This window comes from Paracoccus simplex (assembly GCF_042648325.1).
Classification (GTDB): Bacteria; Pseudomonadota; Alphaproteobacteria; order Rhodobacterales; family Rhodobacteraceae; genus Paracoccus; species Paracoccus simplex.
Genome location: NZ_JBHRXE010000001.1, coordinates 59,286 through 79,380, shown reverse-complemented (window position 1 = coordinate 79,380; position 20,095 = coordinate 59,286). Strand labels below are relative to the sequence as shown.

19 protein-coding genes, 1 pseudogene and 1 riboswitch are annotated in these 20,095 nt (G+C 69.1%); of the genes and pseudogenes, 9 read left to right on the top strand and 11 right to left on the bottom strand.

Going from position 1 to position 20,095, the window contains the following annotated elements; genetic code table 11:
- Window positions 1-172: 172 nt before the first annotated feature.
- Window positions 173-1,498: a hypothetical protein gene (locus ACFOMP_RS00370; protein ID WP_289896405.1), complete on the top strand. Its 1,326-nt coding sequence runs from the start codon at window positions 173-175 to the stop codon at window positions 1,496-1,498.
- Here ACFOMP_RS00370 and ACFOMP_RS00365 read toward each other — a convergent pair.
- The 3 genes from ACFOMP_RS00365 to ACFOMP_RS00355 are packed head-to-tail and all read right to left on the bottom strand — an operon-like array spanning window position 1,470 to window position 3,120.
- Window positions 1,470-2,021 (bottom strand): hypothetical protein, encoded by a 552-nt coding sequence (locus ACFOMP_RS00365; protein WP_289896406.1) that lies wholly within the window; start codon window positions 2,019-2,021, stop codon window positions 1,470-1,472. The two genes, ACFOMP_RS00370 and ACFOMP_RS00365, sit on opposite strands and share 29 nt — an antisense overlap.
- On the bottom strand, window positions 2,018-2,566 hold the full coding sequence (locus tag ACFOMP_RS00360; RefSeq protein ID WP_379027394.1) for a hypothetical protein: 549 nt from the start codon (window positions 2,564-2,566) through the stop codon (window positions 2,018-2,020). The genes ACFOMP_RS00365 and ACFOMP_RS00360 overlap by 4 nt, the downstream gene beginning before the upstream one ends.
- The gene (locus tag ACFOMP_RS00355; RefSeq protein WP_379027392.1) at window positions 2,563-3,120 is read right to left on the bottom strand and encodes a hypothetical protein; all 558 of its coding nucleotides are present in this window, start codon (window positions 3,118-3,120) and stop codon (window positions 2,563-2,565) included. Before ACFOMP_RS00355 ends, ACFOMP_RS00360 begins: the two co-directional genes overlap by 4 nt.
- Window positions 3,121-3,630: 510 nt before the next feature.
- Here ACFOMP_RS00355 and ACFOMP_RS00350 point away from each other — a divergent pair.
- The 4 genes and pseudogenes from ACFOMP_RS00350 to ACFOMP_RS00335 all read left to right on the top strand — a co-directional run.
- Entirely contained in the window at window positions 3,631-5,175 is a 1,545-nt protein-coding gene (locus ACFOMP_RS00350; RefSeq protein WP_379027390.1) for a hypothetical protein, read from the top strand.
- Window positions 5,172-5,909 carry an HAD family hydrolase gene (locus ACFOMP_RS00345; RefSeq protein WP_379027388.1) on the top strand — a complete coding sequence of 246 codons (738 nt, stop codon included), beginning with the start codon at window positions 5,172-5,174 and terminating at the stop codon, window positions 5,907-5,909. The genes ACFOMP_RS00350 and ACFOMP_RS00345 overlap by 4 nt, the downstream gene beginning before the upstream one ends.
- 27 nt (window positions 5,910-5,936) lie before the next feature.
- Window positions 5,937-7,223, top strand: a complete 1,287-nt coding sequence (locus ACFOMP_RS00340) for a glycosyltransferase (RefSeq protein ID WP_289896411.1) — start codon at window positions 5,937-5,939, stop codon at window positions 7,221-7,223.
- A 97-nt stretch (window positions 7,224-7,320) separates the two neighbouring features.
- Window positions 7,321-7,434: pseudogene (locus tag ACFOMP_RS00335) on the top strand (IS701 family transposase); the annotation flags it as partial.
- 85 nt (window positions 7,435-7,519) lie between these two features.
- Here the strand turns inward: ACFOMP_RS00335 and ACFOMP_RS00330 are convergent.
- From ACFOMP_RS00330 to fmdA, 3 genes are all read right to left on the bottom strand, one after another.
- Window positions 7,520-7,816 carry a zinc ribbon domain-containing protein gene (locus tag ACFOMP_RS00330; protein ID WP_379027386.1) on the bottom strand — a complete coding sequence of 99 codons (297 nt, stop codon included), beginning with the start codon at window positions 7,814-7,816 and terminating at the stop codon, window positions 7,520-7,522.
- 10 nt (window positions 7,817-7,826) lie between these two features.
- Entirely contained in the window at window positions 7,827-8,339 is a 513-nt protein-coding gene (locus tag ACFOMP_RS00325) for an AmiS/UreI family transporter (RefSeq protein ID WP_379027384.1), read from the bottom strand.
- A gap of 62 nt (window positions 8,340-8,401) precedes the next feature.
- Window positions 8,402-9,628, bottom strand: a complete 1,227-nt coding sequence (gene fmdA / locus ACFOMP_RS00320) for a formamidase (protein ID WP_263566961.1) — start codon at window positions 9,626-9,628, stop codon at window positions 8,402-8,404.
- Window positions 9,629-9,857: 229 nt separating this feature from the next.
- Between fmdA and ACFOMP_RS00315 the strand changes: the two genes are divergently transcribed.
- Complete coding sequence (locus ACFOMP_RS00315) at window positions 9,858-12,479, top strand: ATP-binding protein (RefSeq protein ID WP_379027382.1); 2,622 nt, start codon at window positions 9,858-9,860, stop codon at window positions 12,477-12,479.
- Entirely contained in the window at window positions 12,476-13,603 is a 1,128-nt protein-coding gene (locus ACFOMP_RS00310; protein ID WP_379027380.1) for a sensor histidine kinase, read from the top strand. Before ACFOMP_RS00315 ends, ACFOMP_RS00310 begins: the two co-directional genes overlap by 4 nt.
- On the opposite strand, the gene ACFOMP_RS00305 is transcribed toward ACFOMP_RS00310, so the two are convergent.
- The gene (locus ACFOMP_RS00305; protein ID WP_379027378.1) at window positions 13,579-14,331 is read right to left on the bottom strand and encodes a response regulator; all 753 of its coding nucleotides are present in this window, start codon (window positions 14,329-14,331) and stop codon (window positions 13,579-13,581) included. The two genes, ACFOMP_RS00310 and ACFOMP_RS00305, sit on opposite strands and share 25 nt — an antisense overlap.
- A gap of 464 nt (window positions 14,332-14,795) precedes the next feature.
- On the opposite strand from ACFOMP_RS00305, the gene ACFOMP_RS00300 reads away from it, so the two are divergent.
- A complete protein-coding gene (locus ACFOMP_RS00300; protein ID WP_379027376.1) occupies window positions 14,796-15,596 on the top strand; it encodes a helix-turn-helix domain-containing protein in 801 nt (266 codons plus the stop codon).
- Window positions 15,597-15,641: 45 nt separating this feature from the next.
- Here the strand turns inward: ACFOMP_RS00300 and ACFOMP_RS00295 are convergent, their stop codons facing one another.
- Together ACFOMP_RS00295 and ACFOMP_RS00290 are read right to left on the bottom strand one after the other, a co-directional pair.
- Window positions 15,642-17,159 (bottom strand): hypothetical protein, encoded by a 1,518-nt coding sequence (locus tag ACFOMP_RS00295; protein WP_379027374.1) that lies wholly within the window; start codon window positions 17,157-17,159, stop codon window positions 15,642-15,644.
- 27 nt (window positions 17,160-17,186) lie between these two features.
- Window positions 17,187-17,621 carry a cupin domain-containing protein gene (locus tag ACFOMP_RS00290; RefSeq protein WP_289896419.1) on the bottom strand — a complete coding sequence of 145 codons (435 nt, stop codon included), beginning with the start codon at window positions 17,619-17,621 and terminating at the stop codon, window positions 17,187-17,189.
- A 494-nt stretch (window positions 17,622-18,115) separates the two neighbouring features.
- On the opposite strand from ACFOMP_RS00290, the gene ACFOMP_RS00285 reads away from it, so the two are divergent.
- On the top strand, window positions 18,116-18,817 hold the full coding sequence (locus ACFOMP_RS00285; RefSeq protein WP_289896420.1) for a gamma-glutamylcyclotransferase: 702 nt from the start codon (window positions 18,116-18,118) through the stop codon (window positions 18,815-18,817).
- Between the two features lie 43 nt (window positions 18,818-18,860).
- On the opposite strand, the gene ACFOMP_RS00280 is transcribed toward ACFOMP_RS00285, so the two are convergent.
- On the bottom strand, window positions 18,861-19,316 hold the full coding sequence (locus tag ACFOMP_RS00280; protein WP_289896421.1) for a thiol-disulfide oxidoreductase DCC family protein: 456 nt from the start codon (window positions 19,314-19,316) through the stop codon (window positions 18,861-18,863).
- A 137-nt stretch (window positions 19,317-19,453) separates the two neighbouring features.
- Window positions 19,454-19,648 (bottom strand): DUF1127 domain-containing protein, encoded by a 195-nt coding sequence (locus ACFOMP_RS00275; RefSeq protein WP_289896422.1) that lies wholly within the window; start codon window positions 19,646-19,648, stop codon window positions 19,454-19,456.
- Window positions 19,649-19,839: 191 nt separating this feature from the next.
- Window positions 19,840-20,038, top strand: a riboswitch (cobalamin riboswitch).
- The last annotated feature ends 57 nt before the right edge of the window (window positions 20,039-20,095 follow it).

Genomic DNA, 20,095 nt, shown 5'->3' with positions numbered 1-20,095 from the left:
GGCGCGGCTTCATGCGCCCGGCGCGCCAGCCTGGCGGCAGATCCAGGGGCGTGCGGCGAAACCGGCAGCGGGCACGGGATCGGACTTTGGCCGTCACACCGGCGGCGCCCGGTCCCGGACCGCAGCAAACGCCCGGCTTGCGATGCGCGGGCGATCCTGCAATTCTGGGACCATGACCGGGGACCTGCATATCCTGCGCCAGCATGTGCTGCTGGCGGCGCGGCTGTTTCGGAATTACGGCGCGGTGCTGGCCGCCACCTGGCTGGCCGGCATGCTGCTTGGCACCGGCTTGATCATGCTGGCGGTCGAGATCGGCTTCGCCGACCGGCTGGCCGGGCTGATTGCGCTGGTGCCGGTGATCCTGCTGCAGCTGGTGCTGTTCGTCGCCATGTTCGTGATCCTGCGCGACGGGCTGCCGGTACTGCGCTTCCGCGCCAGGCGCCGCCGCGAGGCGCCGGCCGCCGAGGCAGACGCTGCCGAGGCTCCGGCGGGGATCGGCATGTTGGCCGGGGCGCTGCTGGCGGTGCTGATCCCGTTCTACGGCTATTATGCCGGCTGGGGCCTGCTCGCGAACACGCTGCGCGACTATTCCAAGGCGTTCCTGTCCACCTCGATGGAGCGCATCGACTTCTCGGAAGTCTCGCCCGAGCGCGCGCCAACCGCGCTCGAGGTGCAGAGCACGTTCTGGGTGGTGGTGGCGGTGCTGCTGATCTGGGCGGTCCGGCGCGGCGCGAAAGCCATGAACAAGCGCAGCGAGGCCGGAATCTGGCCGCTGCTGGTCGTTGCCTGCGAGGCGAGCTGGGCAGTGCTGGGCCTTTACGTCATCTCGGGCTGGCAAGAGGGCTTCGTCGCATGGCTGGCCGGCCTGCCCTCGCCCGGCGAATTGTGGCAGAACCTGTTCCCGCCGGCTGCGGCCGAGGTCGTCGATGCCGCGCGCCGCCCGGTGGACTGGCCGCCCGCCTTCCAACCATGGCCCTGGCTGACCCGGCTGTTCTGGTATGCGCTGCTGCCGCTGATCTGGTTCAATCTCGGCGCCATCGTCTATGGCCACGACCTGAATCTGATGTCCGAGGAGACCCGCCGCTCGGCCGGCAGGGTGCTGGACCGCTGGCAGGGGCTGCCGAAACCGCTGACCGACTTCCTCGGGCATTTCTGGGCCGGGCTGGTCAAGCGCTGGCATGCGGTGGCGAACGGCCTGCTGCTGGCCGGGTCGGCGGGCTTCGCGCTGACCGTCTCGGTTCTGGTGCTGTGGCGGCTGGTCGACTGGGCGGGCCGCTGGGCCTGGGTCGGGCTGGCCGAACTGATCGGGCCGCAGGACCTGGCGGTCTGGCGGGTGGCGCAATACCCGCTGGGCCTGCTTTTCGGCGCCCCGGGCCAGCAACAGGACGGGGTGCTGGTTTGCGTCGCGCAGTTCTGCATCCTCGCCGCCGGGCTGGAACTGGCCGGTCGCGCGCAGGCCGCCCGCGCCGCTACTGCAGATCGCGCAGAACCGGCCTGACCTGGAATTCCAGCGCCTCGGGCCGCGTTCCCAGGGCCGAGACGCGCAGCTGCGCCCCCTTCAGCAATTCCGCCGGCACCAGGAAAATCTGGTCCGACAGGAATTCCTGCCCGTCCGGCGGCGCGTCATAGGGGATGGGGTTGCAGCGCCCCTCGTTCTCGCCGTCGGGGGAAAGCACCTTGACCGCGCCCTCGGCATCGGCGCTGATCAGCGGCAGCCAGACCCGGCCCGCCGCGTTGCGCAGGCTGACGTCGCAGCCTGTCCAGCCCTGGCGTGCCGTTTCGGGACCGCGCAGCGCCAGACGGACCAGGACCAGCGCCCGCTCGGGCAGGTTGGGCGCGCTTCCCGCCCAGACCTCGTCGACCCGGACATGCACGCCGCGCAGCTCGGCCCCCGCCTCGCCCGCCTGCCGCACCCGCCATTCGCGGGCGCGGCGCAGGTCGGTGATCTCGGTCCAGCCCCCGACCACCACGCTGGCGAGCAACAGAACCGCGGCAAGGGTGATCCACAGCAGATGTCTCATGGCTCGAACCGGATGATCGGCTGGCGCTCGGCGGGACCGGCCGGCGGGGCCAGGTGCAGGGCGCTGTCGAAGGCAGCGGTGAAACCGCTAGTCAGCACCAATGCGCCACCCGCCACCTCGTCCTCGGGCAGCTCGAAGACGGCGATGGCGCGGTTGATCAGACCGGGCTGGAACCAGCGGCTTTCCAGCCCGCGCGGAATGTCCTCGGCGCGGTGCGACAGCGCATAGCGCCGCCCGCTCGCGCCCTGCCAGACGGCATCGAGCTGCAACGACGCCACCCGGGCCTCGGCCTCGATATCGGCGATCAGGAACAGGCCGTCGCTGTCGCGGACCAGATCGCGGCCGAAGCGCCGAAAGGCGATGCGATCGGCCAGCCGCAGGCCGGTGAAACGGGCGCGGAAGCTGCGCGCCTCGCCCGTCCCGCCCGCCGCGACAGCGCTGCGGAAGGGCTGCACGACGCTGTTGTGGTCGGGGACGGTCTGCATCATCGCGCCCAGCAGCGCCGCCCCGGCCAGCACGATGAGGATGCGGCGCGTCCGGATCATGGCGCCCCCTGCGGCGTGATCGCCATGCGGCCGGCGGGCTGGAACAGCAGCCAGTTCGACATGCCGTAAAGATTGTCCCTGAGCTTGAAGATCTGCCGCTGGAAGGTCAGCGAGACCGGCCCGGGCTGCCGCTGCCAGTCCGGCGGAAGCTGCCAGGCCAGCGTCACCCGCTCGGCCAGCCGCGGATGCAGTTGCGCCAGCACCTCGCCGTCGCGGTCCAGCGTGACTTCCGGCTCGGGCCAGACGACACCGCCGGCGGCAAGCTCGGGCGGATGCGGCGGAAAACCGAAGACGGCGAACTGGGTCTCTCCGGTGAGGTTCAGCAACCGGGCACGCAGCAACAGCCGCCCCGGCTCGCCGGCGCGTTCCGGCGGCGCCAGCGACAAGGACAGCGGCGTGATCTCGGTCCGGCCCTGATCGACCGCCTGCCCAAGGACCACCGCCGGCGGTTCCTGCGGCGCGCGGACCTCCTCGACCTTCAGCCACAGGCCGACCAGAACCGCGGCCGCGACCCCGGCCGAGGCGGCCAAGCGCAGCCTCAGACGCCGAAGCAAAGAGGTCCGTCGCGTTTCCGTCATGCCGGGATTAAGGCCCAGGGCGCGGCGCCGGCACAAGCTTTGGGTGCAAAGGATCGGCGCAATTCCGCCGGAACCGGGTGCGGACAGGGTCGGCCCGAGGCGTTCCGACCGGTCGACCGCCCATGTCCGCCCATGTCCGCCCATGTCCGCCCGAAGCGGGCGCGCGCGGCACAGGGATCGACCATATCGGCGATGCCGGGCGTGGCGATGGTGTTGCCGCGCAGCCAGGGCGGCAGGTGTTTACCGCCGGGGTGTCGGGCGGCCGACATCGCCAAGGCCGAGCGGATCCCGGCGGGCCGATGAGCGGCTGGACACCCGCGACGACCTCCGCCCGGGCCACGCGATCCGGTCGCGACCGGGCGCCCCGCCCTGCGTCATCGCCCGCCAGCAACGGTGCGGGCCGCTTGCGGCCGACCGATATGCGGCCTGCCGCCGCCGGCCAGAAAACGGGTTTACCTTTGGACCCGGCTTCGGCAAGTTCGGGGCATGTATGCTTCGCACGGCTTCCTGCGCTCGGATATCGGCGACGTCGACGTGGTGTTTCACGAGGGCATCTATCATCTCTTTCACCTCGTCCTGCCGAACCACGATTTCATTGCCCATGCGGTCAGTTCGGACGGGCTATCCTGGCGACGGGTGAAGAACGCCTTCTTCGTCGGCGATCCCGGCGCATGGGATGACGACATGCTCTGGACCATGCATGTCACCCCCGATCCGGACCGGCCGGGCCAGTGGCGGATGTTCTATACAGGCCTGACCCGCGCCGAATACGGCCGCGTCCAGCGCGTCGGCATGGCGCGATCTCCGGATCTCTACACTTGGACGCGCTGCGGCGCCCCCTACCCGCTGGAGATCGGCGGCCCGCATTACGAATCCGGTACCGACGAGGGCCGCTGCTGGGTCAGCTTCCGCGACCCGTTCTTCTTTCACGAACCGGGCAGCGACACCCGGCTGCTGCTGGCGGCGGCACGCGCCAAGGACGGGCCGGTGATCCGCCGCGGCTGCGTCGGCCTGGCGCGCGAGGTGGCGCCGGACCGCTTCGAATTCGGCCCGCCGCTGCACCGGCCCGGGCTTTACGACGACATCGAGGTGCCGAATCTCTTTCACTTCCACGGCCGCTATTACCTGATGGGCTCGATCCGCGAGGATACCAGGATCCATTACTGGTATGCCGACGACATCGAGGGGCCCTACGAGAATTTCAGCGACGACGTGCTGCTGCCGCACGGCAATTACGCCGGCCGCATCTGCCGGGCAGGCGACCGGCTGCTGCTGTTCAGCTTCTTCAGCAAGACCGAGCTGCTGATCAACGGCCATGAATTCATCAAGCGCCTGCTGCCGCCCCCCAAGGAGATCGTCGCCCTGCCCGACGGCCGCCTGCGGCTGAAATCCTTCCACGGCTTCGACGCGCTGGTGACCGACCGGCTGGCCTTCGACAGCGCCGCCGAATGCCGGCTGCTCTGCGGCAATCCCACCGCCCGGGCCGAGACCCGCGGCGAGCGGCTGTTCATCGGCAGCCGCAGCGGCTTCGAGGCCTTCCTGCTGCCCGGCCAGCACGACGAATTCCGCCTGCGGGCCGAGCTGACCATCGAGGGACCGGGCAAGACCGGCCTGATCCTGCGCGCCAGCGACGAGGGCGACGGCTATCACCTGTCGCTGGACTGCATGAACGGCATCGCGCAGATGCGCGCCTGGGGCGCCAATCCGACGCCGGAATTCGAGCACGCCTTCCGTTACAAGCCGCTGCAGGAGGCACGCTTCCGCGGCGCGGCGCAGGGGCCTTGGCGCATCGAGCTGGTCGCGCATGGCACCTATCTGGAGCTGTCCATCGACGGCCATGTGGTGCTGAGCCTGGTCGATGACAGCTTCCTGACCGGCGCCGTCGGCTTCTGGACCGAATCCGCGGTGCTGGGCCTGCGCGAGGTGACGCTGGAAACGCTGAGCCGACCGGTCAGCGAACATGCGCCCGAAATGGTCTATACCACCACCCAGGCGCCCGAGATGCTGGCCGCCGCCGGGGCCGGCGAATGAGCCAGCCGGCCGGCCGGGGGCCCTGGCTTCTGGTCAGCGATGTCGACGACACGCTGACCGGCGACCGGGCGGCGCTGGAGCGGCTCTGGGCGGCGATCCGGCGCCACCCCCAGCGGCTGCGGCTGGCGCTGAACTCGTCGCGGCCGGCGGCCAGCGTCGATGCGACCCTGGCCCGCGAGTTTCCCGCGGATTTCGCCCCCGATGCCATCATCACCGGCATGGGCACCGAGATCCGCATCGGCGGGGAATGGCTTTCGGACTGGTCGGCGCGCTTCGCCGCCTGGCCGGCCGAGGCGATCTTCGCGCTGGTCACCGGCATGGGCTTCGCCCCGCATCCGGCCGAGTTCCTGACCGCCGGCAAGCTCAGCTTCGCGGTGCCCGATGCCGGGGCGCGCGACCGGGTGCTGCAGGCGCTGGCCGCCGCCGGCCTGCCGGTGCGGGCGGTGTTTTCCGGGCAAAGCGATCTCGACCTGCTGGCGCCTGGTGCCGGCAAGGACGCGGCGGCGCGGTTTCTTGCCGAAAGGCTGGGCATTGCGCCCCAGCGCATGGTCGTGGCCGGGGACTCGGGAAACGATCTGGCGCTGTTCGACGTTGGGTTCCGCGCCATTGCGGTCGGCAATGCGCGGCGCGAGCTGATCGAGGCCATGCCTCGGGCCAAAAGCTATCGCGCCCGGGCGCCCCATGCGGCGGGCGTCCTCGAGGGACTTGTCGCGCTGGGTATCCTGCCCGGCTGACGCCGCAACAAGAGAGGAGAGGAAAGCATGGCCCAATCCGTGGGTTCGCTGCTGATGATTTCATTGCATGGCTATGTCGCGGGCTCGCCCGAACTGGGCAAGCCGGACACCGGCGGCCAGGTGGTCTTCGTGCTGGAGCTTGCCAAGCGTTTCGCGCGGCTGGGCTACAAGGTCGACGTGATGACCCGCCGCTTCGAGGACCAGCCGGCCGAGGACATCATCAACGACAACCTGCGCATCTGGCGCATCCCCTTCGGCGGCCCGGATTTCATCCGCAAGGAGGACATGCACGACTGGTATGGCGATTTCATCACCAATGCGCTGGCCGCCATCCGCCGCCGCGAGCTGCGCTATGACGTGGTGAACAGCCATTACTGGGATGCCGGAGTCTGCGGCCAGAAGATCGCCGAGGAATTGCAGATCCCGCATATCCACACCCCGCATTCGCTGGGCTGGTGGAAAAAGCACGACATGCGCGGCGCCACCGCCGAAGAGATGGCCGGCTACCGCTTCGACGAGCGCATCCAGAAGGAATTCGTGCTTTACCGCAATTGCGACCACATCATCGCCACCTCGGAACAGCAGGTCGAGCTGATCTCGGCCGAATATGCGTTGCCGCGCGAGCATATCACCATGATCCCGCCCGGCATCGACGAGAACCGCTTCACCCCGGCCCCGCCCGACAAGGTGGCGGCGGCGCGGGCGCGGCTGAACATGGGGCCGAACGACATCTATGTCGTCGGCCGCGCCGCCGAAAACAAGGGCTACGACCTGATCATCCAGGCGCTGCCGGCATTGAAGGTGCTGCAGCCCCAGGCGCGGCTGGTCCTGGCCGCCGGCGGCAATTCCGAGGCCGACCTGGCGCTGATCGGCGACTGGAAGGCGGTGGCCGCCCAGGCCGGCGTGGCCGATGCCATCGACTGGCGCGGCTATGTCCCCGACGAGGAGCTGGTGGACCATTACCGCGCGCCCGGGATCTTTGCCCTGCCCTCGCGCTACGAGCCCTTCGGCATGACCGCGGTCGAGGCGATGGCCTGCGGCACCCCCACGGTGATGACCATCCATGGCGGGCTGCACGAGCAGGTGGAATTCGGCCGCCACGCGCTGGTGGCCGATCCCAAGCGGCCCGAGGAATTCGCCGCCATGATCAACATGGCGCTGCACTATCCCTGGCTGCGCGACGTGCTGGCGGTCGAGGGCGCCCGCTTTGCCCGCCGGGTCTTCGGCTGGACCGGCATCGCCCGCCGCACCATCGCCATCTTCGAGCAGTTCCGCGGCCGCTACGACGCCTATCAGGCCGATTTCCAGCCCTAGCATTCCAGTCGCGGTTTCCTCCGTCCTCTGAATCAGGGGGCCAGCATGACGGGGATGAGGTCATGGCTCTCGGGATTCTGTGTCGAGGCAATGCCGGCGCCCTGGTCATGCCTCCTGTGGGGTCGCGCGCCGATACACCGGCTTGGCGGACCAGATCACCAATTGCCAGATCGGGGTCTTGGCCGCTTATGTCTCGCACCACGGGCCAGCCCGCGGGCACCCGGCTTCGCCACCAAACCCGCCCAGGTCATCGCATGGCCGCTATGGCGAAAGGTGCATTGAACACAGCCGGGATGCTAGCATTGCCCCAGCATCCAGCGCCGCGAGGTGGGCGGCGCCTTCTTCTGGCACAGGTTGCAGCCGCAGCTCGGCAGGTGGCCGCGCTTGACCAGGCGCGGCTCGGCCGAGCTCGCCTCGGCCCGGCGCTCGGCCCGGCGCAGCCCGCTTGAAAGCGTGCTGACCAGCGGCAGGGCCGGCAGCACCCCGGCGGGCGCGCCGCAATGCGGACAGGGCACGCCGGCCAGGCTGGCCTCGTAGCTCATGCGCTCGGTGAAAAGGCCGTGTTCGGCGCAGGCGAAATCATAGATCGGCATGGCATGACCCTCACATCAATCCGTCGAGCAGCAGGAAACCGGGCAGCCAGCCGGTCACGATCCCGGCCAGCAGCGTCACCCAGGCGGTGGCGCGCAGGATCGGCCGCCCCAGCGCCAGCAGCAGGAAATACATGAACCACAGCACGCCCCAGACCAGCCAGTTGCCCGCCAGCCAAAGCTCGGTCGGCGAGCCGGCGGCGGCGAGCGCGCGCAGAAAGACCGGAACCGTGGTGATGGCCACGAACAGGCTGAACCAGCCCAGGCCCCGGCCGTCCACTGCAACGACGCGGTTGTGGGCGACCCAGAAATAGGTGGTGCTGAACATCAGCGTCAGCGCCGCCGCCCGGACCGTCTGCAGATCCGCCCCCGCACCGAAGGCGCCCTGCACCACCACGCCCGCGGCGACCAGGCCCGAGACCACGTTGATCACCACGATCTCGCGATCCTCGATCCGGCCCATGAGCCACAGCCCGTTCAGAAACAGCACCGCGCCCACATAGAACAATAGAAAACCAAGCAGCATGGACCTCTCCTCCCTCGTGAGGCCGCGCGCCCCGAAAGCCGGGACGCGGGCGCGTGGCACCGTCAGCTGGTCTTGGCGACCGGAATGTCCGGGACCGAGCGTTTCGGCCCGTCGCCGTTGGGCCGGATGTCGAAGTCGAAGATGCCGGTCGGAATCGCCAGCGTCGCGCAGACATTGGGAATGTCCACGATGCCGGCGATGCGGCCCTCGACCGGGGCGGTGCCGAGGATCATGTAGCCCTGCTCGCCGGAATAGCCGAATTTCTTCAGGTATTCGATGGCGTTGAGGCAGGCCCGGCGATAGGCGACATGGGCGTCGAGGTAATATTGCTCGCCCGTATGCTCGTCGACCGAGATGCCTTCGAAGATCAGGTAGTCGTCGAAATGCGGGTCGATGGGCGAGGGCCGGAAGATCGGGTTGATGACGCCGTATTTCGCCATGCCGCCCTTGATGATATCGACCTTGATCTCGATCCAGCCGGCCATCTCGATGGCGCCGCAAAAGGTGATCTCGCCGTCGCCCTGGCTGAAATGGATGTCGCCCATCGAAAGCCCGCCGCCCTTCACATAGACGGGGAAATAGACCTTGGAGCCGCGCGACAGGTTCTTGATGTCGCAATTGCCGCCATGTTCGCGCGGCGGCACGGTGCGCCAGGCCTCCTCGGCGGCGCTTTGCGCGGCGCTGCCGGTCATCTGCCCCATCAGCGCGGTCGCGGCATGGGGTGGTGCGGCCAGCGGCGGGACTCGGTTCGGATCGGTGGCGATCAGCGCCGCCTCGCGCCGGTTCGCCTCGGCCAACAGCTTGTGGTCGGGCAGGCAGCCGATCAGCCCGGGATGGATCAGGCCGGGATAACGCACGCCGGGGATATGGCGCGAGGTGGTGTAGATGCCCTCGAAATCCCAGATCGACTTGGTCGCCTGCGGGTAATGTTCGGTCAGGAAGCCGCCGCCGTTCTCTTTGGCGAAAAGCCCGTTGAAGCCCCAGCGCGACTCCGGCAGCGCGCCGATGTCGAGAATGTCGACCACCAGCAGGTCGCCCGGCTCGGCGCCCTCGAAGCCGAAGGGACCGGACAGGTAATGCACCCGCGTCAGGTCCACGTCGCGAATGTCGTTGGCGCTGTCGTTGTTGCCGATCTGGCCGCCGGTCCAGTCGTAGCATTCGACGCGCAGCACCTCGCCGGGCTTGAAGGTCTCGACCATCGGGATGTCGGGATGCCAGCGGTTGTGCGGCTTTTGCGTGGCCTGTTCGGGGGCCGTGTTGAGATCGACCTTGAATACGGTTTTCGACATGTTCTCCTCCCTCCTTGCGGGCCGGCGGGCAGGCCGGCCCCGCCGCCAGCCTGGGCCGGGCATGTAATCGCCATGCATGCCGCAAGCCGGGGAATTGTAATTCTTTGTAACCGGCGCTGGCGCGGCACGGGGTTTCGCGGCGCCATGAACGGCAAGGGCAATTCCCAGCCCGGGCAAAGCCCGCTAGGCTGGCGGCGGCGGCCGCAGGGGACGGCCGCCGGGGGGAGCGATGAACAGGCAGAGCGCCATCGGGGAAGCCGACCTGCCGCCGCGGGACGCAAGCGGCTTTCCCGGCCTGGAGCCCGCGCCGCGCAGCTATCAGTCCTGGGTCGCGGACGAGACCATCGAGGATTACGCGCTGCGCTACGCCCCCGCCAGCCACCGGCGCTGGAGCCCCGCCACCATCACCCACACGGCGCTGGGCGGCATCTCGTTCCTGGCGCTCGAGGCGATCGGGGCGGCGCTGACCTTGTCCTGGGGCGTGCATGTGACGGTGGTCGCGGTGCTGATCGCCTCGGCCTTCATCTTCGTCACCAGCCTGCCCATCGCCTATCATGTGGCGCGCGCCAATGTGGACATGGACCTGCTGACGCGGGGCGCGGGCTTCGGCTATATCGGCTCGGCCATCACCTCGCTGATCTATGCCACCTATACCGTCATCTTCTTCGCGCTCGAGGGGGTGATCATCGGCCAGGCGCTGCTGGTCTGCTTCGGCCTGCCGCTGCCCTTGGGCTATCTGCTGTCGGCCTTGGCGATCCTGCCGGTGGCCTCGCGCGGGATGACCGCGATCTCGCGCTTCCAGGTGGCGACGCAGCTGCCCTGGATCGTGCTGGCCCTGCTGCCCTTTGCCGCCATCGCCTGGGCCGAGCCCGATGCGGCGGCGCGCTGGCTGGCCGCGCCCGGTCCCGCCTTCAGCCTGCTGTCGCTGGGCGGCGCCATCGGCGTGCTCTGCGCCCTGACGCTGCAGATCGGCGAACAGGTGGACTACCTGCGCTTCCTGCCCCCGCCCGAGGCGGTAACGCGGCTGCGCTGGTGGGGGGCGCTGATCCTGGCCGGGCCGGGCTGGATCCTGATCGGCGGCGCCAAGGTGCTGATGGGCAGCTTCCTGGTCTGGCTGGCCATCGGCGACGGCATGGCGCCGGAATTCGCGGTCGAGCCCATCGGCATGTTCTGGCACGCCTACGAATACCTGTTCGGGCCGCGCATGGCGCTGCTGGTGGCGACCGCCTATATCCTGGTCGCGCAGGTCAAGATCAACGTCACCAACGCCTATGCCGGCTCGCTGGCGCAGTCGAACTTCTTCCTGCGCGTGGCGCGCTATCATCCGGGGCGGCTGATCTGGCTGCTGATCCACGTCGCGATCAGCTGTGCGCTGATGCTGATGGGGGTGTTTGCCACGCTCGAGGCGGTGCTGGCGATCTATGCCAACCTGGCGCTGGCCTGGCTGGGGGCGATCTTCGCCGACCTGGCGGTGCTGAAGCCGCTGGGGCTGAGCCCGGCGCGGATCGAGTTCCGGCGCGCCCACCTGCCGGATTTCAACCCGGTCGGCTGCGGCGGCATGGCGCTGGGGGCGCTGGCCGGGCTGGCGCTTTACGCCGGCCTTGGCGGGCCGATGGCGCAGGCCTGGTCGGCGCCCATCGCCTTTGCCCTGTCGCTGGTCGCGGCGACCGGCCTGGGCCTGATGCGGCACGGCCGCGGCTTCATCGCGCGCGAACCGCATGTCTTCCGCCGCCGCAGCCGCTGCGACTGCGCCATCTGCAGCCATGGCTACGAGACGCGCGACATGGCCTATTGCACCTTCTACGAACGGCCGATCTGCTCGCTCTGCTGCAGCCTCGAGCCGCATTGCCGCGACTTCTGCAAGCGCGGCCGCACGCCGGGCGCGGTCGATCCCGCCGCGCCTGCCCTGCGGCTGCACCGCATGCCGCCGCGGCTGGGCCGGCGGGCCTGGCAGGTCGCGGCGGTCTTCGCGCAGCTGATGGCCGGGCTCGGGATGCTCTACCTGCTCGCGCGGCACCTGTCGGCCAGCCTGCGCGACATGCAGGTCGTGGCGCATGTCTTCCTTGGCTCGGCGCCGCTTCTGGCCCTGCTGGCCTTCTGGGCGGTGATGGCGAACGAGCGCCGCCGCCTGACCGAGGAGGACCTGATCGACGCGCTGCGCCGGCTGGGCTCGACCCAGCGCGAGCTGGCCATCCGCCAGCGCCTTGCCGCCGTGGGCGAGGTCGCGGCCACGATCAGCCACGAGCTGCGCAACCCGCTCGGCACCATCACCAGCTCGGTCGAGGTGCTGTCGCGCAGCCCCGGCCTGGGCCCCGATGCCGAAGAGGACGTGCAGCGCATCCGCCGCAACATCGCCCGTTGCAGCCGGATCATCGACATCCTGCTGGATTTCGCCCGCCAGGGCGCGCATGAGACGGTGCCGGTCGATCTGCGCGACTGGCTTTCGGCCCTGGTGGCCGAACATCCGGCCGCGGCTCATGTCACGCTGGAGGTGCCCGACGGCATGCGCTTGCGCTGCGACCCGGCGCGGTTGCAATTCGCCATCCGCAACCTGATCGAGAACGGCTGGCAGGCGGCGGAATCGGTGCCCGGCCGGGTGCCCCGGGTGACCCTGCGCGCCTTTCGCGACGGGCGTCGCAGCATCCTTGAGATCGAGGACAACGGCCCCGGCCTTGCGCCCGAGATCCGCGCCCGCGCCTTCGACCCGCTGGTCACCACCAAGGATTCCGGCGTGGGGCTGGGCCTGTCGCTGGTGCGCCGCGTCGCCGAGCTGCATGGCGGCGACGCCTGGATCGCCCGCACCGGCCCCGAGGGCACGGTCATGCGCCTGAGCATCGCCGAGCCGCCATGACCCGGCGGCTGCTGATCCTTGACGACGACAGCGACTTCGCCGTCTCGACCTCGCGCGCGCTGGCGCTTGAGGGCGTGGAATGCCGCCTCGCGCCGGACGGGGCCTCGGCCTTCGCCCTGCTCGAAGCCGAGCCGGTCGAGGTGGTGCTGATCGACATCCGGCTGCGGCACGAGGACGGGACCGAGCTTGCCGCGCGGCTGCACGCCCGCCATCCCGGCCTGGTCATGGTGATCATGACCGCCTATGCCTCGGTGGACAGCGCCGTCGCAGCGCTGAAGGCGGGCGCCTACGACTATCTGCGCAAGCCCTTCTTCCTGGACGAGCTGATGGGGGCGCTGGAGCGCTGTTTCCAGCTGGTCGAGCTGCGCGCCGCCAAGGCGCGGGCCGAGCGCGAACTGGCGCTGATGCGCCAGATCGAGGCCACCTCGCAGCTGGCCGCCGGGCTGTCGCATGATTTCAAGAACATGCTGGCCGTCATCCGGGCCAATCTGGCGGTGATCGCCGAACGGCTGCCGGCGCAGGACGGGCTGAAACCCTATGCCGGCGACGCGCTGGACGCCGCCGTGACGGCGGGCGATCTGGTCACCCGGTTGATGGGCTTCGCCCGCCAGCCGATCCTGTCGCCCGAGCCCCGGGATCTGCGCCTGCCGGTCCGGACCACCGCCTCCATGCTGGCGCGCACGCTTTGCGCCGGGATGCGGATCGAATGCGACCTGCCCGACCATCCGCTGCTGGCGCCGGTCGATGCCGGCCAGATCGGCACCGCGCTGGTCAACCTGCTGATCAACGCGCGGGATGCCACCGATGGCCGGGGTCGCGTGCGGCTGGCCTTGCGCCATGTCTGGCGCGGCGGCGATTACGCGCGGCTGGTGGTCGAGGACGATGGTCCGGGTTTCGACGCCGGCGGACTGGACCATGCGCTGCAACCACTTTTCACCACCAAGCCCGAGGGGACCGGGCTGGGCCTGCCGATGATCCAGCAGCTGGCGCTGGTCAGCGGCGGCGATTTCCGCATCGGCAATGCCGAGGGCGGCGGCGCGCGCGCGGTGCTGGACCTGCCTTGCCTGCGCCCCGATCCCAATCCCGCGGCCGCGCCCGGTCAGGGCTCGGGCGAGAACATGTAGCCGGCGCCGCGGATGGTGCGGATCCGGCGCGGCTCGGGACCGCTGTCGCCGATCTTGCGGCGGATCTTGCCGATCATCACGTCGACCGAGCGGTCATAGGGCGACCAGTTGCGGCTGACGGTCAGGTCCAGCAGCTGGTCGCGGCTCAGCACCCGGCCGGGCCGCTGCGCCAGCACGCTGAGCAGGTTGAATTCCTGCGTGGTCAGATCCTGCATTCCGCCCTGCGCGTCCCGCAGCACCCGGGCATCGAGGTCCAGCAGCCAGCCGTCGAAGCCGATCCGGCGCGTCTCGCCCTGCGGCCGGATCGCGGCACCGGGCAGGCGGCGCAGGATGGCACGGATGCGGGCCAGAAGCTCGCGCGGCTCGAAGGGTTTGACCAGGAAATCGTCGGCGCCGATCTCCAGCCCGACGATGCGGTCCAGCGCCTCCTGCCGGGCCGAGAGGAACAGGATGCCGATGTCGCGCTCTTTCTTCAGCTCGCGGGCCAGCGCATAGCCGTCCTCGCGCCCCGGCAGGCCGACATCCAGCACCACGAGGTCGAACGCCCTGCCCGACAGCGCCCGACGCATCGCGGTCCCGTCATGCGCTGCTTCGACAAGATAGCCCTGTTCGGTGAAATAGCGGCACAGGAAGGTGCAGAGCTTGCGGTCATCCTCGACGAAGAGGATGCGCTGGGGCGGTTCCGTCTCGGGCGTGTGGACCGGCACGCCGGTCGGGTTGGGGATCATGGCGGGCGTTCCGTCGGGCTTGGATGCAGGCGGTTCAAGCGTCGGGAAATCTGAAGATCCCCTCAACATAGCCGAGCAAAATCGGCCTTCATAGCCCCTCGCAGGGCCTTGGCGCTGTCCGCGAGATCCAGGCATATGCCTGAGAGGCGCGCCGATGGCGGGTCGCCGCCGCGATGCCGCGGATTGCCGGGAACATGCCGGACGGACGGTGGCGGGCCGGAATGCCGTGCTGCCCAACCGGCCCGCATCTTCGGCGGCGGCTTGGGCGCGAAGATGTCGCCCGGCCGGGGACGGGCGCAGAGGAAAGGACAACCGCCTGCGCGACCCCGGCGTCGATGCAGGACGCCTGCAGCGCCGCCAGCCCAAGCCCCGCCAAACTGACAGGTTGCCCGGTGGCCTGTCGCTGGCTAATCTGTTCCGACTCCGTGATAACCCAATCAGGCCCTCATGGCCCTTGTGACATCATGCGCGAGCTGATCGAATCGCCTCCGACGCGCAAGCGTCTGAAGGAGATCTTTCTCGATCGCTATCAGCGGCAGCAGCATCCGGCCGAGATGCTGAACTGCGTCGCACACATGATCCTGGCCATCGACACGTCCGAGGAGATGGTGGTGGTCGCGCTGGAATATATCTCGCGCAGGCTTGGGGTCTGCCGGGGCGACCTGGGCTTTCCCACGCCGCGCGATCCGGTCTATGCACCGATCATCGTGCATTACAATACCGGCTCCGATCCGCAGCGCTGCGATGGCGCGACCTATCGCAACCACAGCCGGGTTTTCCGCCAGGCCTGGGCCCAGCCCGGCCCGGTCGCCTGCAACGATGTCGCATCGCATCCGCTGCTGGCCGACTGCCGCGAGGAGTTCACCGCCATCGACAGCCGCTCGATCCTGTTCCAGCGCCTGTCCTTTGCGCATCGCGCGGTGGGGATGATGTGCCTGGACTATACCCACGACCCCCATGCCTGGACCGACGCGGACAAGGGTTTCGTGCGCGAGTTCACCGCCGACTTCCTGGGACCGCTGGCCGGGATCAGCCACCACTGGCATGGCAAGACCGCGGCACCGTCCAATGGCCCGGCGCGCCGGCCCTCGCTGGCCGAACTGCAGGCGATCCGGCTGGCCGCGCAGGGCCTGAGCTGCGACGAGATCGGCGCGCTGCTCGGCAAGTCCGCCCGCACCGTCGAAAACCAGTTGCGCAATGCCCGGATCGGCCTGCAGGCCGCGAACCGCGCCGAGCTGATCCGCAAATGCGAGGTCTGGCTTTAGGCCCGGGCCGGAAGGGTCGGCCCGGGCCATGGCACGATCCCGGGCTCAGCCCGGGATCGGCCGGCAGGAGGTGCTGGGAGCAGGCACCGCCACGCGATAATCCTCGGAAGGCGCCGGCACCTCGGCATATTCGACCGGCGCCCCGGCAGTGGGATAGGTAAGGGTGATGGTCTCCGGCACGTCCATCTGCTGCGGGTTCGTGACGCCGCGCGCCACGTTATAGGGATCGGTGAACGTCCCGTAGGTGCCGGGCTGCACGGTATATTGCACCTGCCTGGTCCCCACCCCGGCATTGGCCAGGTATTTGTGCGGGTCGTTCCAGTCGCGGCCGTCCAGATTGGCATAGAATTTCAGGTCGACCAGCACCGCGTCGCAAAGCGGCGTGACCTCCTCGTATTGCGTCGGCCAGCCGCTGCCGCCGCTGGTGTCGGGATAGCGGCCCCAGTCGCCGCCCTTCAGCGGGCAGGCGCCGCCGGCACCGAAGGCCGCGCGGTTCGGGTGATGCACACCGTAAAGCGGCAGGCCGACCGCATCGGCAATCTCGCCGCCTTCCAGATGGAAGCGCGGGGCAAGCGTCACCTCGGTCTTCAGCCCGTCCTTGTCGGGCAGGTCGTTCCAATAGGCGCCGTCCGGGCGGACATAGCGGAAGTCCGCATTGTCCGGATTGTCGAACACCGCCATCAGGAACAGATAGGGCTTGTTGAAGAACGGCCGCTCGACCAGGTAATATTCCGCCTGCATGCGGCCGGCATCGACGGGCTTCCAGTCGACATGCAGCGCGTCCTGCCCCGGCTGGCCGACATTCACCCAGGAACGCGCATCCGGGAACTGCGTCAGTTGCAGCACCCGGGTGTAGTTTTCCCTGATGTCCAGCCCGGCGCGCTTGCCCAGCGGCCCGACCTGGTTGGCGCCGGGCTGCGAGAAGGCGAAATCCATGGCCAGCCGGGCATAGGGGAAATCGTTCTCGGACATGGTGCAGTAGAAATTGGGCAGGTCGATGGGCACATGCCCGGCATACCGGCCCTCGTATTTCGGATGCGTCACCGGCAGGTCGACGAAGGTCAGCCGACCCTCGGCATCGACCTGCTGATCGGGATAGCGATAGCCGTCCCAGCCCTCGCTGGGCAGATAGGAGGCGTAGTCCTGGCGCACGGCCTCCAGGTTTTCGGGCGCCAGCGGATCGGCGCCGGGGGCCAGGCCCTTGGCGCCGGGCTTGAGATATTCGCGGATGGTGCCGTTTTCCTGCACCCGCCACAGCCCATGCTTGCCCTCGCCGATCATCGTCAGCACCTGCTCGGCGACGGTGACGAAGCGATAGGTGTAGTTGGTGCTCATATAGCCGATATAGACCGGCAGATGCGGGATCTGCGAATGGGTCCGCGACGGCCGGCCGGTACCGAGCAGCTTCGACTGCCCGTCATCGGCCTTGATCGACTGGTCGGCGGTATAGAAGAACGGGTCGCCCTGCGTCAGGTCGCCCAGGTTGAGCCTTTCCTCGGCAGCGGCCGCGCCCGCGATCAGCGCGACCGCCACGGGGATCATCCCCGTGCTGATCTTTTTCATTTTTTCCTCCCCTTTCCGATCCCGCGCCTAGGCGGTGTCGCGCAGGCGTGCGCCGCAGACGTAAGCCTTGCCGGCGGTCTTGGTGGTGAATGTCACCTTGGCGCCCTTGGGCAGCAGAAGCACATCGCCCGCGGTCGCGTCGAAGCTGTTCGTGCCATCCGAAACCGTGATCTCCCCTTCCAGGATCAGCTTGGTCTCGTCGTAATCATAAGTATAGACCAGCGGCTCGGCCGAGGCTTCCAGCCGGAAGAAGCCGCAGGTGATCGGCTTGTCGGGATTGTCCGAACCGACCACGTCCTGAAGGAAGGCGTTCACGCCGGGCGTCTCCATGGGCGCGATCTCCATCGACTGGGCATCGTCGATATGGGTGATCTGGGCAGCGTCCTCGGCGCTGACCATGCCGCCCAGCCACATCGACACGGTCGCGATGGCCATCCCCGCAGCCCGAGTGAATTGCGTCATCTTGCTCTCCTCCTGCATGACGTTTCCGGGCTTCAGACTAACATCGACGCGCCGCCCCCCGCATGACAGAGAACCCCTAATCCGAAACGGTGATCCCGGGGGGAAGCATCGGTCGGCGGTGAAGGCGCGCGCCGGAACATCGCCGCACCGGCCCGAGGTTTTTCCTCGGCAACCGAAACGGGGGCCGCCGTGACGGACGCATGATTCTGCCATCCGCTGCCCCGAGGGCCAGCGTCGGGGCGATCCTGCTCCGGCCTGGCCGGCGGTCGAGGTGACCGAGGTGCAGACCGGCCCGATGCGACGATGGCGCAACGGGCGCGGCTGTGCGGCCGGCTTCTGGACATGTCCCCGCCGGGCATGCCGGCGACCGCGCCGAAATCCCGCGAAAGACCCTTGCAGGGCGCGGCATAGGGCATCGCGGTTTCGGGGTTGACCCGTCCCTTGCCGGCGGAAACCTTGCGGGGGTGGATTCGTCACCGCCCGCAGGAGAGCCCATGACCACTTGCCGCCCCATCGCGCTGTCCGACGATCATGTCGCCCGCGTGGCCGCGGCCGAGGGACCGCTGCACGACCCGCGCTGGCGGATGCTCGAGGATGACGATCTGGACCTTCTGGCCGACCGGCTGACGCGCGGGCGGCCGCGGCCGATTCCGGTCTTCGCCTATGGCTCGCTGATCTGGAACCCCGGCTTTGCCGTCGGCGCCCGCCGCCGCGCCACCGCGCTTGGCTGGCATCGCAGCTTCTCGATCTCGCTCGAACATTTCCGCGGCACCCCGGACCGGCCGGGGCTGATGCTCGCCCTCGCCTCGGGCGGCTGCTGCGACGGGTTGGTGCTGGACATCGCCCCGGGAACCGAGACGCAATCGCTGCGCGCCATCCTGCGGCGCGAGCTGGTCGCCCATGAACTCGCGGCCAATGCCTGCTGGATCGAGGTCGAGACCGAACGCGGGCGCGAACCGGCCCTGACCTTCTATGCCGATCCGGTCGGCACGCAGCTTGCCGAACTGACCGTCGAGGAACAGGCCCGGCGGCTGGCCCGTGCGGCCGGGGCGGCCGGGTCCGGCGCGGAATACCTGCTGCGCACGGTCCGGGGTCTGGCGGAACACGGCATCCATGACGATTACATCTGGACGCTGCAGCAACTGGTGGCCGAGGAAATAGATGCGGCACCGGGCAAGGCCCGGCGCGGCGAATGACGGCCGGCTCCCGGCCCTCCTTGCTCCTCCGGGGCGGAGACCGTCAGCGAAGCAGTCGCCGCTGGAAGGCCGGATCGGGCAGGGCGCACATGTCCGACCTGCCGAACAGCCGGTAACGGTTGCGCGCGACGCGCCGGTAAAGCCAGTTGCGCAGCCCGCGCGGCAGCAGGCGCAGCGGCGCGGCCAGCCGGCCGGCTCCGCCCAGCCGCCGCCCGGCATGGATCAGCGCGTCGCAATCGGAATGGGCGATGCCATCCTCGATGAACAGCCAGCTCGGGGGATCTTCCGCATCCAGCCCGTAATGCCGCAGCAGCGCCGCCCCGAGCGGCGTCTGGACCGGACATATCCGCACGTCTCCCGAGCGGTCCATACGATGGATCATCCGCGCCCCCCAACTGCAAAGCGCGCATTCCGCATCCATCACGGCCAGCGGTGCGGAATCGTCGAAGCCCGGCACCAGCGGGTCGTCGCGAAAGGAATGGGAACGGGCCGCGGTCATGCCGCCAGCATCAGGCAAGGGCGGCGGCCGGGCAAGCCCAATCGCCCGCCGGCGGGCGATCTGCGCCCGGGCCGGGCCGGCGGACATGAAAAAACCCCGAGGCATCGCCGCGGGGTCCGTTCATCGCCGGCTACGCCTCAGGCGCGGCGGGCAATCCGCTCGATATCGCCGCGGGTCAGGCCGATATCGTCAAGCTCGCGATCGGTCAGCAGGTTCAGCTCGCGGCGGGTGATGCGGGCGTTGTTCCAGCCGGCAACCGTGGCGGTCACACGCGCAACGATGCGGCCCAAGCCACCGGCAGCGGGGTTATGGCTCATTTCGACAGCGGACATCTCGGCACCTTTTTCATCTTGCCCGTTCAGCGGGCCTGTTTCGGACAGGACGGATATAGGCCGCGACAGCCGGCGGCAGTAGCCATGCCCGCGGCAAACCCGCCATGCGTTCTGCGCTGCAGCATGAGCGGCGGGCGGGAAGCCGCACGGCGGTTCGGCGGACGATACGGCTTGCCATCGGCCGGCGGGCGGGCTAGTCCGACATCGTCGGTTTCCGCAAGGAATTGAAAGGGAATCCGCCGCCGGACCTGTCCGGCGAACCGGAACTGCCCCCGCAACTGTAGGCGGCAAGGGATTTCGCGACGACGCCACTGTGGCAACCGCCATGGGAAGGCCGCGACGCCCCGATGACCCGCCAGTCAGGAGACCTGCCGACGTCAATCTCAACCCAGCCCGGGCGGGGTGCCCGGGGAGGTGCCGGATGAATTTTGCCCCGAGGTGCCTTGC